This is a genomic window from Paenarthrobacter nitroguajacolicus (assembly GCF_031455195.1).
Taxonomy (GTDB): Bacteria; Actinomycetota; Actinomycetes; order Actinomycetales; family Micrococcaceae; genus Arthrobacter; species Arthrobacter nitroguajacolicus_D.
Genome location: NZ_JAVDSH010000004.1, coordinates 331,073 through 343,914, shown reverse-complemented (window position 1 = coordinate 343,914; position 12,842 = coordinate 331,073). Strand labels below are relative to the sequence as shown.

Below are 12,842 nucleotides of genomic sequence, written 5' to 3'. Positions count from 1 at the left end.
CTCGGAAAGCGGTGGACTTAAAGCAAAAGTCCCGGCCATTTCTGACCGGGACTTTCCTTATGGTGGAGGCACGGGGACTCGAACCCCGAACCCCCTGCTTGCAAAGCAGGTGCGCTACCAATTGCGCCATGCCCCCATAAGAAGCAACCCGTCAATCATACCCTATGTTTTGACTGTGAATTACCAGTCCCAACCGGGCTCCTCGGCTAATCGACGTTATCGGTCGACTGGCTCCAGACATCCTTCCGGGCTTCGGATTCCTGAGCCTTTTTATAGACCAGGACACCTGCGATCGCTGCTGCAACTACTACAAGCAACTTCTTCACAAGTACCTCATTCCAGTTCAGTTTTACCTGAACCACTTTTGGTTCCGTGGGCGTACCAGGACTTGAACCTGGGACCTCTTCGTTATCAGCGAAGCGCTCTAACCGCCTGAGCTATACGCCCCGATGCCTCATCGGGCCGAGATATGACTGTACAGCACATCCCGGCCCGATCTCAAATCGAGGCTTTCCCACCACGGATTTCAGCCATATTTGGCCTATTTCCGCGGTTTTTTCCTAATCGTCGGTCAAGGTGACGCCCACGCCGCCAACCAACGTTGCCGAAATGTTATACAGCACGGCGGAGAGCATGGAGAGGGCGGTCAGCAGGACCACGTTCACAACGGCAATAATGGTGGCGAAGGAAGCCACCTGCCCCAGGGAAGCGATCTTCTTCAATTCGAATCCGCTGCCTTCGGAACCTGCCAGGGTGCCCAGGAGGCTATCCACCTGGTTGAAGATGCCAGTCAGGTCCAGGACGGTCCAGAGGACGATCGCGGCCACCACGGTGACAATGCCCAGTGCGACGGACAGAAGGAAAGCCATCTTCAGGACCGACCACGGGTCGACCTTGCTGACAAGCAACCGTGCGCGGCGAACCTTGGCCTTGGGAGCGGGCTTTACCAAGCCCGGACCGCCCTGGGCGGGTCGCTGGGCTCCTGCGCCTGCGGGACGCTGTCCAGCCTGCGCGGGACGCTGTCCGGGAGCACCTGCCGGGCGCTGGGTTCCTGCTCCTGCGGGACGCTGCCCCGGCTGCGCGGGACGCTGGCCGGGAGCACCCGCGGGCCGCTGGGCAGAGTTAGTGCCGGCCGCGGGGCGAGCCCCTGCTTCGCCGGCTCCTGGACGCTGCTGTGGCCGTGCAGGGGTTCCTGCCTGCGCGTTGCCCGAGGGCTGCCGGAGTCCGCCGGGGACACCTGTGCTCGGCTTGGGATATGAGTCGGAATTACTCACTCGTTACCTCCGGTATTGTCTTCGTTCAGCTCCGCGCCCGTTTCGGTTTCCGGGTCTGCGTCATTTTCCGTTTCGGGCGTGACGGTCGCCTCAGCGGCGCCGTCGTCTTCAGCCAACGTTACGTCATCGTCGAGTCCGTCCTCAGATTCTTCGACTTCCAAACCACGTTCGCTGTTGCGTGCTACTTCGATGATCCGGTCATTCTTGTCAGGCTTGGCGAAAATGACGCCCATGGTGTCGCGGCCCTTTGCAGGGACTCCGGTGACGGCTGACCGGACCACCTTTCCGCCCTCCATGACCACCAGGACTTCGTCTTCTTCCTGCACGATCAAGGCACCCACAAGGTCGCCACGGTCTTCGGCGAGCTTGGCAACCTTGATGCCCAGGCCGCCACGGCCCTGGAGCCGGTACTCGTCGACGGCGGTGCGCTTGGCGTAGCCTCCCTCGGTCACGATGAACACGAACGAGCCGTCCTGGACCACGTCAGCGGCCAAAAGTTCGTCGTCTTCACGGAACTTCATACCGGTCACACCGGATGTTGCGCGTCCCATGGGGCGCAACGCGTCATCTGTTGCTGTGAAGCGGATCGATTGGCCCTTGCGTGACACGAGGAGAAGGTCGTCGGTTTCGCTGACCAGCTGGGCAGAGACGAGTTCGTCTTCGTCGCGCAGGTTGATGGCGATGACACCGGCCGTGCGGTTGGTGTCGTAGTCCTCCAGCCTTGTCTTCTTGACCAGGCCATTCTTGGTTGCGAGCACCAGGTATGGTGCCTGCTGGTAGTCACGCAGATCCAGGACCTGCGCAATGTGCTCGTCCGGCTGGAAGGCCAGGAGGTTGGCGACGTGCTGGCCCTTGGCATCGCGGCCAGCTTCCGCAAGCTCGTAGGCCTTGGCGCGGTAGACGCGTCCCAGGTTGGTGAAGAACAGCAGCCAGTGGTGCGTGGTGGTCACAAAGAAGTGCTCCACGACGTCGTCGCCGCGCAGCTGCGCACCCTTGATTCCCTTGCCGCCGCGTTGCTGCGAGCGGTAGTTGTCGCTCCGGGTCCGCTTGACGTATCCGCCGCGCGTAATCGTGACGACCATTTCCTCTTCGGGGATCAGGTCCTCCATGGACATGTCGCCGTCGAAGCCCATCAGGATGTGCGTGCGGCGGTCGTCGCCGTGCTTGGCCACGATCTCGGCGAGTTCCTCGCTGATGATCTGCCGCTGGCGTTCCTCGGAAGCCAGGATCGAGTTGTATTCCTGGATCATCGCCTCGAGCTCGGAATGGCGGTCTTGGATCTTCTGGCGTTCCAAGGCAGCCAAACGGCGCAACTGCATATCCAGGATGGCGCGGGCCTGGAGTTCGTCGATCTCCAAAAGCTCCATGAGACCCTCGCGGGCCGCCTCAGTGGTGTTCGACGCGCGGATGAGGGCGATGACCTCGTCCAACATGTCCAGTGCCTTGAGGAGTGCACGCAGGATGTGTGCTTCTTCCTCGGCCTTGCGCAGGCGGTACCTGGTGCGACGCGCGATGACGTCCATCTGGTGCGCAACCCAGTGCCGGATGAAGGCGTCCAGGCTCAAGGTGCGCGGAACGCCGTCGACGATTGCCAGCATGTTGGCCGAGAAGTTGTCCTGCAGCTGTGTGTGCTTGTACAGGTTGTTGAGGACCACCTTGGCCACTGCGTCGCGCTTGAGAACGATCACCAAGCGCTGGCCTGTACGGCCCGAGGTCTCATCGCGGAGATCGGCGATGCCCTGGATCTTGCCGTCCTTGACCAGTTCGGCAATCTTGATGGCCAGGTTGTCCGGGTTGGCCTGGTAGGGAAGCTCAGTAACTACCAGGCAGGTGCGGCCCTGCAGTTCCTCCACATTGACCACTGCGCGCATGGTGATGGAGCCGCGGCCGGTACGGTAGGCGTCTTCGATGCCCTTGTGGCCGAGGATCGTGGCACCCGTAGGGAAATCGGGTCCCTTGATACGGAGCAACAGTGCTTCAAGGAGCTCTTCCCGGGTGGCCGTGGGGTTATCCAGCGCCCACTGGACACCTTCGGCGACTTCGCGGAGGTTATGCGGCGGAATGTTGGTGGCCATACCGACGGCGATGCCCGAGGAACCGTTCACCAGCAGGTTGGGGAACCGGGCCGGCAGGATGGTGGGTTCCTGGTTCTTGCCGTCGTAGTTGTCCTGGAAGTCGACGGTTTCCTCGTCGATGTCCCGGACCATTTCCATGGCCAGTTGGGCCATCTTGGTTTCGGTGTAACGGGGCGCAGCGGCGCCGTCGTTACCGGGCGAACCGAAGTTACCCTGGCCAAGTGCCAGCGGGTAGCGCATGGTCCAGTCCTGGATGAGGCGGACCAAAGCGTCGTAGATCGCCATGTCGCCGTGCGGGTGGTACGTACCCATGACATCGCCGACCACGCGGGCGCACTTGTTGAAAGAGCGGTCCGGGCGGTAACCGCCGTCGAACATCGCGTACAGGACGCGACGGTGAACCGGCTTGAGACCGTCCCGTACGTCAGGGAGGGCACGGCCGACAATCACGGCCATTGCGTAGTCCAGGTAGGACCGCTGCATTTCCGTCTGCAGGTCCACCTGTTCCACGCGGTCAGTCAGCACATCACCCTCAAGAACAACGTCCTCGCCGTCGTTAGAGGCCGGGACTTCGGGAGTTTCGTCACTCATAATCTAAGTTTCCGTTTCAGGTATATGTCGGTTCTGGAATATCTAGATGCCCGCTGGGGCCTCTAGATATCGAGGAACCTGACGTCCTTGGCGTTCTGCTGGATGAAGTTTCGGCGCGATTCGACGTCCTCGCCCATCAGGACGGAGAACGTCTGGTCGGCGGCCAGCGCGTCATCCATGGTGACCTGCAAAAGCGTGCGCCGATCGGGATCCATGGTGGTGTCCCACAGCTCCGTGTAGTCCATCTCACCCAAGCCCTTGTAGCGCTGGATACCGTTGTCCTTGGGAAGCCGCTTGTTCATGGAAGCGCCCTTGCGGATGGTCTCATCGCGCTCACGGTCGCTGTAAACGTAGTCGTGCGCTGCGTTGGACCACTTGATCCTGTACAGCGGCGGCTGGGCCAGGTACACGTACCCGTTTTCAATCAGTGGGCGCATGTAGCGGAACAGCAGCGTCATCAGCAGGGTGGTGATGTGCTGGCCGTCGACGTCAGCATCGGCCATCAAGACGATCTTGTGATAGCGGAGCTTGGCGATATCGAAGTCCTCGCCAATGCCCGTACCGAAAGCCGTGATCATGGACTGGACTTCGGCGTTGCCAAGGGCCTTGTCCAGCCGGGCGCGCTCCACGTTCAGGATTTTGCCACGGAGGGGCAGGATGGCTTGGGTTTCCGGGTTGCGGCCGCGCTTTGCCGAACCACCGGCCGAGTCACCCTCCACCAGGTAAACCTCACAGCGGGACGGATCCTTCGAGGAGCAGTCGGACAACTTGCCGGGCATGCCGAACGATTCCAGGGGGCTCTTACGGCGGGCGTTGTCGCGGGCCTTGCGTGCTGCCATACGTGCCTGTGCGGCCGATATGGCCTTACGGATCACGTCGCGGGCGGGACCGGGGTTTCGCTCCAACCAGTCGCCCAACTGGTCCGTGACCACGCGCTGAACGAATCCCTTGACCTCGGAATTGCCCAGTTTGGTCTTGGTCTGGCCTTCGAATTGTGGCTCGGAAAGCTTGACCGAGATGACTGCCGTGAGGCCTTCGCGGATGTCGTCACCCGTGAGGTTGTCATCTTTTTCCTTGATGATGCTCTTCTCCCGCGCGTAGCGGTTGATCAGCGAGGTCATCGCAGCGCGGAAACCCTCTTCGTGGGTTCCGCCCTCGTGGGTATTGATGGTGTTCGCATAGGTGTGGACACTTTCCGAGTAGGCGGTGGTCCACTGCATGGCGACTTCGACGGCGATGTGCCGCTCGGTGTCTTCAGTCTCGAAGGCGATGACGTCCTCGTGGACGATTTCAACCTTTTTATTCGAGTTCAGGTGCTTGACGTAGTCCAGCAGGCCGTCCGGGTATTGGTACACCACCGTGCGGTGCTCGGCGCTGACTTCACCCTCGGTAGCAACGGCGTCGAGATCAAGGTCGTCGTCGCCATCGCGCGTAACAGGGCGTTCGTCAGTCAGCGTGATTTTCAGGCCCTTGTTAAGGAAGGCCATCTGCTGGAACCGGGCACGCAGCGTCTCGAAGTCGAACTCAGTGGACTCGAAGATGGTGCCATCGGGGTAGAACGTCTGGGAAGTACCGGTCTCTTCCGTAGCCTCGCCTTGGACGAGTTCGCCCTGTGGCTTACCGCCGTCTGCGAAGGTCATCCGCCAGACGTGGCCCTGGCGGCGGACTTCCGTGTCCACGCGACGAGACAAGGCGTTGACCACGGAGATGCCCACACCGTGAAGGCCGCCGGAGACTGCGTATCCGCCGCCACCGAACTTGCCACCGGCGTGCAGGATGGTCATGACGACTTCGACTGTCGGCTTGCCTTCGGTGGGGTGGATGTCCACGGGGATACCGCGGCCGTCGTCCACTACCCGGACGCCACCATCCGCGCGAAGAGTGACTTCGATGTGGCTGCAGTAGCCGGCCAGGGCTTCATCGACGGAGTTGTCCACCACTTCATAAACCAAGTGGTGCAAGCCCCGGGGCCCGGTGGAACCGATATACATACCCGGGCGTTTGCGCACGGCTTCGAGGCCCTCCAGCACGGTGATATCGCTGGCACCGTACTCCCTGGGCGCCTCTGCGGGCGTGTCGGGCTTGGGAACAGTCTCCTCTTCGGGCTCTACTGCCAAGGTCTCTGCATTGTCGTTAGCCACAGGCGCTTTCGACTCCTCTGTACTCGATGTCGGCCGTTCCCGGAGTTGTCCACGGCGAACCGAGGCCGTCAACGGGCACGTGACTGATTGCGCCGACTACTCCGACGAAGGGGTCCCTGGGGCCACATGAGTGGATTCAGGACCTGGACGACGTTTCACCGGCGCTCAGTGATCTACGCCAATTCTATCGTGGATACGCGCGAATCCTTGCAAATAAGGGGGTAGCCCACAGCTGAATATGCCCGTGGGAGGCCACTGGCCCTGTCCGCAATGGCCCTGCGGTGGTCCCAATGGGGGTCCATACGGCCCAGGGGCGTTGAATCGCCCTGCACGCCGTTTAGCCGTACGTGTCCCTGGGGCCGCGTCCGTTGACGCTTCGCCCGCCTTTTCGCCAGCTTGGAGCCGATGGACCCAGGACGTGGATGCTTGTTACTACGCCTTCGCCCAGTTCATTCCTGAACATCTCAAGCAGGCTTGAACTGAGCAGCCGCAGTTGGGTGGCCCATGCGGTGGAGTCGCAGCGGACGTGAAGCGTGGTGTCCGTGAAACTCTCGGGGGTGCAATGGGACGAGATGTCCGGACCAACCAAAGTTTCCCATTCAGCCATCACGGACCCTACGGCAACCGGTGACGTCCATCCCCGCTCAGCCACCAAGCGCCCGACAACCTTGCCCAGGCCCAAAGGATCCCGGCCGCTGCCATGGAATTGGGTGAAACCCCTCGTATTGCGGAGGCCTTTGCGTTGGGGGGCTGATCCGGGGCGGGGAGCGCGCTGCCTTACTTCGCCACGGGCGGCAGCAGCCTCGCGCATGCGGTTCAGCGCTGCTTGGGCCGCGTCAATTTCGTCGGGATCCCGGCCGGGCTGGAGTCCGTCCGCGCTATCCTTCGCCATCGATGCCTCCCGGAACAACGGTAACGCGCCGTCCGGCCAGCTCCTCAGGAATATCGGCGTCGACGGCGGCCGTCACCAGCACCTGCTCGGCGCCGGCCACTATTGCAGCCAGTTTACGCCGCCGTTGAACATCAAGTTCGGCAAAGACATCGTCCAGGATAAGGATCGGCGCGGTCCCGCCCGTGCGGGAGTCGTCCAGCATGACGTAGTAGGAGGCAAGCCTCAGGGAAAGGCACATGGACCAGGTCTCGCCATGGGAGGCGTACCCCTTCGCGGGCGCTTGGCCCAAAACGAGTTCCAGCTCGTCCCGGTGCGGCCCCACCAAGGAGATCCCCCGTTCCAGTTCCTTCTTCCTCGACGCAGCGAAAGCCTGGATGTACCGTTCGGTGAGCTCGTCCACGGACAGCACCCGAAGGTCCTCGGCCGACGACGACGGTTCCGTTGCGCGGTCTGCCGAGCCGCCGTCGTCGTCCAGTATGTCCTGGAGCGTGGAACGGTAGATGGCACCGGCTTCCTTGGTTCCGTCAGTCAGCTGCGCGTAGGCATTGTTGAGGTGAGGGCGGAGCCGCTCCACGAGTTCAAGGCGGGCGTGCAGGAGTTCGGCACCGGCCCGGGCCATGTGCTGGTCCCAAACATCCAGGGTTGCTTCGTGTCCCGCGGTGAACTTACCCGTCCGGGCTGACTTCAGGAGCGCGTTGCGTTGTTTGAGGACGCGGTCGTAGTCGCTGCGTGTGGCAGCATGCCGTGGAACAAGGCTCACCAAGAGCTCATCAAGGAATCGGCGGCGGTTCGAAGGATCACCCTTCACCAGCGCCAAGTCCTCTGGAGCGAAAAGTACTGTTTGGCAGATGCCCAGGATGTCGCGCGCACGGACCGGGTTGCTGCGGTTGATGCGGCCCCGATTAGCGCGGCCGGCGTTGATTTCGAGCTCGATAACGGTGGACTGCTCGCCGCGGACAAGCCTCGCCCGGACCATGGCCCGCTCAGTGCCGAAGCGCAGCAGCGGACCATCTGTGCTCACGCGGTGCGAGCTTAGCGTGGCAAGGTACCCGATGGCCTCCATCAGGTTGGTCTTGCCGATCCCGTTGGAACCCACCAGTACGGTCACACCTGGGCCGAGCTTCAGGTCAACTTGTGCGTAACTGCGGAAATCCGTCAGTGAAAGATGTTCGAGATACACGCCGTTTGCAGGGCTCCAGCGGCCTTAACTGGCCGGACGGGTGGCGTGTCCACCGAACTGATGACGCAGTGCGGAAACCATTTTCATCGCTGGCGAGTTGTCTTCCCGGGAAGCAAACCGGGCGAACAGTGCAGCAGTAATGGCTGGGGCCGGTACCGCGTTGGCTATGGCCTCTTCCACGGTCCACCTACCCTCGCCGGAGTCCTCCACGTAATCGTCGATCGAGGCCAGGCCTGGATCTTCGTCAAGGGCTTTGACCATGAGGTCCAGGAGCCAGGAGCGGACAACCGTTCCCTTCTGCCATGCACGGAAAGTTCCCGGAAGATCCTTCACGATGTCCTTGGCCGCGAGCAATTCATAGCCCTCGGCGTAAGCCTGCATGAGGCCGTATTCGATGCCGTTGTGGACCATTTTGGCGTAATGACCTGCCCCAACACCGCCGACGTGGACGAAGCTGTCGGCGCGTTCGCCTTCAGGGCGGAGGGCATCAAAAACAGGCATGGCCAGTTCAATGTCTTCGTCCGCACCGCCGGCCATGAGGCCGTAGCCGTTCTGCAGGCCCCAAACGCCACCGGAAACACCGCAGTCCGCAAAACGGATGTTCTTTTCAGCGAGTGCCGCGGCGTGCTTCTGGTCCTCGGTGAAACGTGAGTTTCCGCCGTCAATCACCATGTCACCGGGGCTGAGCTTTTCACCAAGCTCTGTGACCACAGCATCCGTGATGGCACCTGACGGGACCATCACCCACACCAGCCGCGGGGTGGGCAAAGCCGCGATGAGTTCATCTACGGAAGTAACATCCGTGATGTCCGGATTGCGGTCGAAACCTGTGACCTCGATGCCGCCGTTCCGCATGCGTTCCCGCATGTTGAAACCCATTTTTCCAAGGCCGATCAGTCCGATGTGCACAGTGTGAACTCTTTTCTGGGAAGGTGGGTTGACGTGTCCGGAGTGCCTGCTAGTTGGGCAGGCGGACCGGCATCACGAGGTACCGGTAGTCGTCCTGGTCTTCGCCGTCAGCCTCAACTTGGGCTGTGATCATGGCCGGTTTGGGAGCTGTGGTGAACGAGAAGCGAACGTACTTGGTCTCAATAACGCTCAGGCCCTCAACCAGGTAGTGCGGGTTGAACGCAACGGTAATGTCCTCGCCGGAAAGCTGGGCTTCGAGCTCTTCCGAAGCCTGCGCATCCTCGCCCGTACCTGCGTCGAGGTTCAGCAGACCTTGGGTGAAGGCGAGCCGGACCGGAGTGTTCCGTTCAGCAACGAGCGATACACGGCGTACGGCCTCGACGAGTTCCTGGGTCTGGACTGTCGCGTGGATCGGGGTGGAATCCGGGAAAAGGGAACGGATCTTGGGGTAGTCGCCGTCCACCAGAAGTGACGTGGTGGTACGTCCTCCACTTTCGAAGCCGATCAGGCGGCTGTCATCGTCCGCGAGGGCGAGGTTGATGTCGCCGCTGCCACCGAGGGTCTTGGCAACCTCGTTCAGGGTTTTGGACTTAACCAGTGCGCTGGTGGAAATTCCCGGAGTAACAGGCTTCCAGGGAACTTCGCGCATCGCGAGGCGGTAACGGTCTGTGGCGAGGAGCGTGATCAGATCGTCTTCGATCTCCATACGTACGCCGGTGAGGATCGGCAAGGTGTCGTCCTTGCTTGCAGCGATGATGACCTGCGAAACGGCTTGCGCAAAAGCGTCACCAGGCAATGTGCCGCTGATTGCCGGCAAAGCCGGCAAGGCCGGGTATTCGGATTCGGGCATGGTGGCCAGGTGGAAGCTGCTTCGGCGGCAGGTCAGTGTGACTTTGCTGCCATCGGTTTCCACCTCGACCGGTGCGGAGGGGAGGCTTCGGCAAATGTCAGCCAACAAGCGCCCGGATACCAGGATGGTGCCCTCAACAGCGATGTCTGCCGGGATTTCCAGGCGCGCCGACGTCTCGTAATCGAAGCTCGACAGACTTACGGTTCCCGCCTCGGCTTTGAGGAGGAGGCCGGAAAGCACCGGAACAGGCGGCCGCGGAGACAACGATCGCGCGGTCCACGTAACGGCTTCTGCCAGGACGTCGCGGTCGACTCTGAACTTCACGGAGGGGTGCCGCCTTTCATTGCTGCTGCCATGTAGTAGCTGCGGATTCCTGCTTGGAAGCCGCTAAATCTCCGCACTCCCGCACCGGAACCTGCATGGTCCGCACTGAGCGAACTACAAACAGACCCGAGGATGGGAGCGCTGCTGACAGCTTAGCCGGAAGATCCGCGATTAACCCATCCCCGATCGGCCGGACCCCTCGTATGTGGACAGCCGCAGGCTGGCCTCGGCCTGGCCGTTGGCCGGGCTCGGAGTGTGGCAGAACGAGATTGTTATTTGAGGGATTTCAATTTTTTGGGATTCGTAGTGTTAATAACTGCTGTGGAAACTGTGGATAACCCCATCTCGCCGCGCAGTTCCGCGGTTAAGCCCTGTTCACGGAGTGTGCGTTAACTGGGTTTTAAACAGGGTGTGGATGGGGACAACTCCCAGGACCGTTTTTAACGATCCACAGGCGGCTTAAGGGTTTTAAGCCCATTAAGCACGCTTGTCCCCTTAAGTATCCACAGGCTTATCCACATGCACCTGTTAATAAGGTATGTAGTGGCGGTCGCGATGTGGATTCAGGAGTCGCGCTGCTGCTGCTTGATGCGGTTGGTCAGTTCGGTGACCTGGTTGTAAATCACACGACGCTCAGCCATCAGCTCACGGATCTTGCGGTCCGCGTGGATCACTGTGGTGTGGTCGCGGCCGCCCAGCTCCTGGCCGATCTTGGGCAGGGACATGTCAGTCAGCTCCCGGCAGAGGTACATGGCGATCTGCCGGGCTGTCACCAGTGTCCGTGTACGGGACTTGCTGCAAAGCTCTTCCATGCTGAGCTTGAAGTAGTCCGCCGTCTGGTCGAGGATTTGCTTCGCCGTGATTTCCTGGGCGCCGTCATCCGTAATGAGGTCCTTGAGGACCATCTCGGCGAGGGCAACGTCAACCGGCTGGCGGTTGAGGCTCGCAAACGCAGTGACGCGGATCAAGGCGCCCTCAAGTTCGCGGATGTTGCTGGAAATCTTCGAAGCGATGTACTCCAGGGCGTCGTCCGGCGCTGACAGGCCCTCGCTGAGGCCCTTCTTGCGGAGGATGGCGATACGGGTCTCAAGCTCCGGCGGCTGGATGTCCGTCAGCAGGCCCCATTCGAAGCGCGACGTCATACGGTCTTCGAAGCCGGCCAGCATCTTGGGCGGCTGGTCGGAGGTGATGACAACCTGCTTGTTGGCGTTGTGCAGGGCGTTGAACGTGTGGAAGAACTCTTCCTGGGTCCGGTCCTTGCCCGCCAGGAACTGGATGTCATCGATCAAGAGCACGTCGACGTTGCGATACGTGGTCTTGAAGCTGGTGCCCTCATCGTCACGAATGGAGTTGATGAAGTCGTTCGTGAACTCCTCGGAGTTCACGTAGCGGACACGGATTCCGCTGTAGAGCCGGCGGGCATAGTGGCCGATGGCGTGCAGCAGGTGGGTCTTGCCCAGGCCCGAGTCCCCGTAGATGAACAGCGGGTTGTAGGCCTTGGCGGGCGCTTCGGCAACAGCGACGGCGGCCGCGTGCGCAAAACGGTTCGAGGAACCGATCACGAAGGTATCGAAGATGTACTTCGGATTCAGGCGGCCGAACTCATGCGAAGTGCTCGGCGGAGTCGGTTGCGGCTTCGGCTCGGCGAAGTCGGACACCGCGGAAAGCTCGACGACGGGTTCCGGCTCCGCGTGCACGGGCACCAGATCAGTGTCTACGTCGATGGCGCAACGGATGTCGTCCGAGAACACGCTGCGGAGGGCATCGTCCAGGGCGTCCTTGACCTGCGTCTGGAGGACTTCGCGGGTGAGCTCATTGGGAACGGCTACCAGCAGAGTGGAACCGATGAGTCCCTGGGCCTGGGCGAGGATGACGAAACCGCGCTGACGGGGTGAAACCCGGTCGTCCTGCTCCATGAGGCTCAGCACCCTGCGCCAGGAACTTCCGACAGTGTTGGCGTGGTTGGCTTCGTCTACTGTCATCAATCAGTTCCTAAATACTTGCTTGCCGGCGTTGCTGGCAGCCGAAGTCACTCCGGCGGCGCTGTTCTGGGCGATAATCCACAGAGTTATACACAGCGGGTGGACATTGGGCTACTGAGCCACTCTAGGGGATGAAATCGCTAGAAGATAGCTGGGAAGTTGCCTGTGGATAATTACACCGTTGTGGTTCCGGAATTCGGCCTGTGAGCCACTTCATCCACAGGCTGCGAACAAAGTCTGGACACAGCTGTGGATACTTGCGCGGCAGGCTGCCGGTTTGACTGTGGGTCCCTTTTTGCCCTAACGTTGTGAAGTCCTTTGTGTCCGCTTTTGAGATCAGTTGTAAGTCCGTACGTTCATCGTGCGGGAGGCAACGGCGGCGGCACATACAAAACTTAGCGTCGGCCAGTTCTTCCCCTTTTTTGATCGGGTGGGCGCACCTTTGATCCACTGGAGTAACTAACGTGAGCAAGCGGACTTTTCAGCCGAATAACCGCCGTCGGGCCAAGAAGCACGGCTTCCGCCTTCGTATGCGCACCCGTGCCGGCCGCGCCATCCTGGCTGCCCGTCGCGGCAAGGGCCGCGTCGAACTGTCGGCGTAAATAACTGACTTGTCGGTCAGGG

Annotated in this window: 9 protein-coding genes, 2 tRNA genes and 1 pseudogene; 1 reads left to right on the top strand and 11 read right to left on the bottom strand. The window is 61.2% G+C overall.

Features of this window, described 5'->3' with window-relative positions:
* Nucleotides 1–60: 60 nt before the first annotated feature.
* The 11 genes and pseudogenes from J2Y68_RS11315 to dnaA all read right to left on the bottom strand — a co-directional run bounded on the left by J2Y68_RS11315 (nucleotide 61) and on the right by dnaA (nucleotide 12,218).
* Nucleotides 61–136: transfer RNA gene (locus J2Y68_RS11315), tRNA-Ala, on the bottom strand.
* 70 nt (nucleotides 137–206) lie between these two features.
* Nucleotides 207–326: a DLW-39 family protein gene (locus tag J2Y68_RS11310; RefSeq protein WP_211710343.1), complete on the bottom strand. Its 120-nt coding sequence runs from the start codon at nucleotides 324–326 to the stop codon at nucleotides 207–209.
* A 47-nt stretch (nucleotides 327–373) separates the two neighbouring features.
* Nucleotides 374–447 (bottom strand) — tRNA-Ile (locus J2Y68_RS11305).
* 113 nt (nucleotides 448–560) lie between these two features.
* The gene (locus J2Y68_RS11300) at nucleotides 561–1,274 is read right to left on the bottom strand and encodes a DUF3566 domain-containing protein (RefSeq protein WP_309993374.1); all 714 of its coding nucleotides are present in this window, start codon (nucleotides 1,272–1,274) and stop codon (nucleotides 561–563) included.
* Entirely contained in the window at nucleotides 1,271–3,940 is a 2,670-nt protein-coding gene (gyrA, locus tag J2Y68_RS11295) for a DNA gyrase subunit A (protein ID WP_309993371.1), read from the bottom strand. Before gyrA ends, J2Y68_RS11300 begins: the two co-directional genes overlap by 4 nt.
* 62 nt (nucleotides 3,941–4,002) lie before the next feature.
* Complete coding sequence (gyrB, locus tag J2Y68_RS11290) at nucleotides 4,003–6,081, bottom strand: DNA topoisomerase (ATP-hydrolyzing) subunit B (protein WP_309993368.1); 2,079 nt, start codon at nucleotides 6,079–6,081, stop codon at nucleotides 4,003–4,005.
* A gap of 337 nt (nucleotides 6,082–6,418) precedes the next feature.
* Nucleotides 6,419–6,973, bottom strand: coding sequence for a DciA family protein (locus tag J2Y68_RS11285; protein WP_309993366.1), 555 nt, complete (start codon nucleotides 6,971–6,973; stop codon nucleotides 6,419–6,421).
* A complete protein-coding gene (gene recF / locus J2Y68_RS11280; protein ID WP_309993363.1) occupies nucleotides 6,960–8,153 on the bottom strand; it encodes a DNA replication/repair protein RecF in 1,194 nt (397 codons plus the stop codon). The genes J2Y68_RS11285 and recF overlap by 14 nt, the downstream gene beginning before the upstream one ends.
* Nucleotides 8,154–8,177: 24 nt before the next feature.
* Nucleotides 8,178–9,089, bottom strand: a pseudogene (gnd, locus tag J2Y68_RS11275) (phosphogluconate dehydrogenase (NAD(+)-dependent, decarboxylating)); the annotation flags it as partial.
* A 22-nt stretch (nucleotides 9,090–9,111) separates the two neighbouring features.
* Nucleotides 9,112–10,236: a DNA polymerase III subunit beta gene (gene dnaN / locus J2Y68_RS11270; protein WP_309993360.1), complete on the bottom strand. Its 1,125-nt coding sequence runs from the start codon at nucleotides 10,234–10,236 to the stop codon at nucleotides 9,112–9,114.
* Nucleotides 10,237–10,799: 563 nt separating this feature from the next.
* Nucleotides 10,800–12,218, bottom strand: coding sequence for a chromosomal replication initiator protein DnaA (dnaA, locus tag J2Y68_RS11265; RefSeq protein WP_026541014.1), 1,419 nt, complete (start codon nucleotides 12,216–12,218; stop codon nucleotides 10,800–10,802).
* 464 nt (nucleotides 12,219–12,682) lie between these two features.
* Between dnaA and rpmH the strand changes: the two genes are divergently transcribed.
* On the top strand, nucleotides 12,683–12,820 hold the full coding sequence (gene rpmH / locus J2Y68_RS11260; protein WP_011776797.1) for a 50S ribosomal protein L34: 138 nt from the start codon (nucleotides 12,683–12,685) through the stop codon (nucleotides 12,818–12,820).
* Nucleotides 12,821–12,842 lie beyond the last annotated feature (22 nt).

Excerpts from the sequence above, each read along its gene's own strand:
- J2Y68_RS11285 (WP_309993366.1), bottom strand. The coding sequence starts at position 6,973 with ATGGCGAAGGATAGCGCGGACGGACTCCAGCCCGGCCGGGATCCCGAC.
- dnaA (WP_026541014.1), bottom strand. The coding sequence starts at position 12,218 with ATGACAGTAGACGAAGCCAACCACGCCAACACTGTCGGAAGTTCCTGG.
- gyrA (WP_309993371.1), bottom strand. The coding sequence starts at position 3,940 with ATGAGTGACGAAACTCCCGAAGTCCCGGCCTCTAACGACGGCGAGGAC.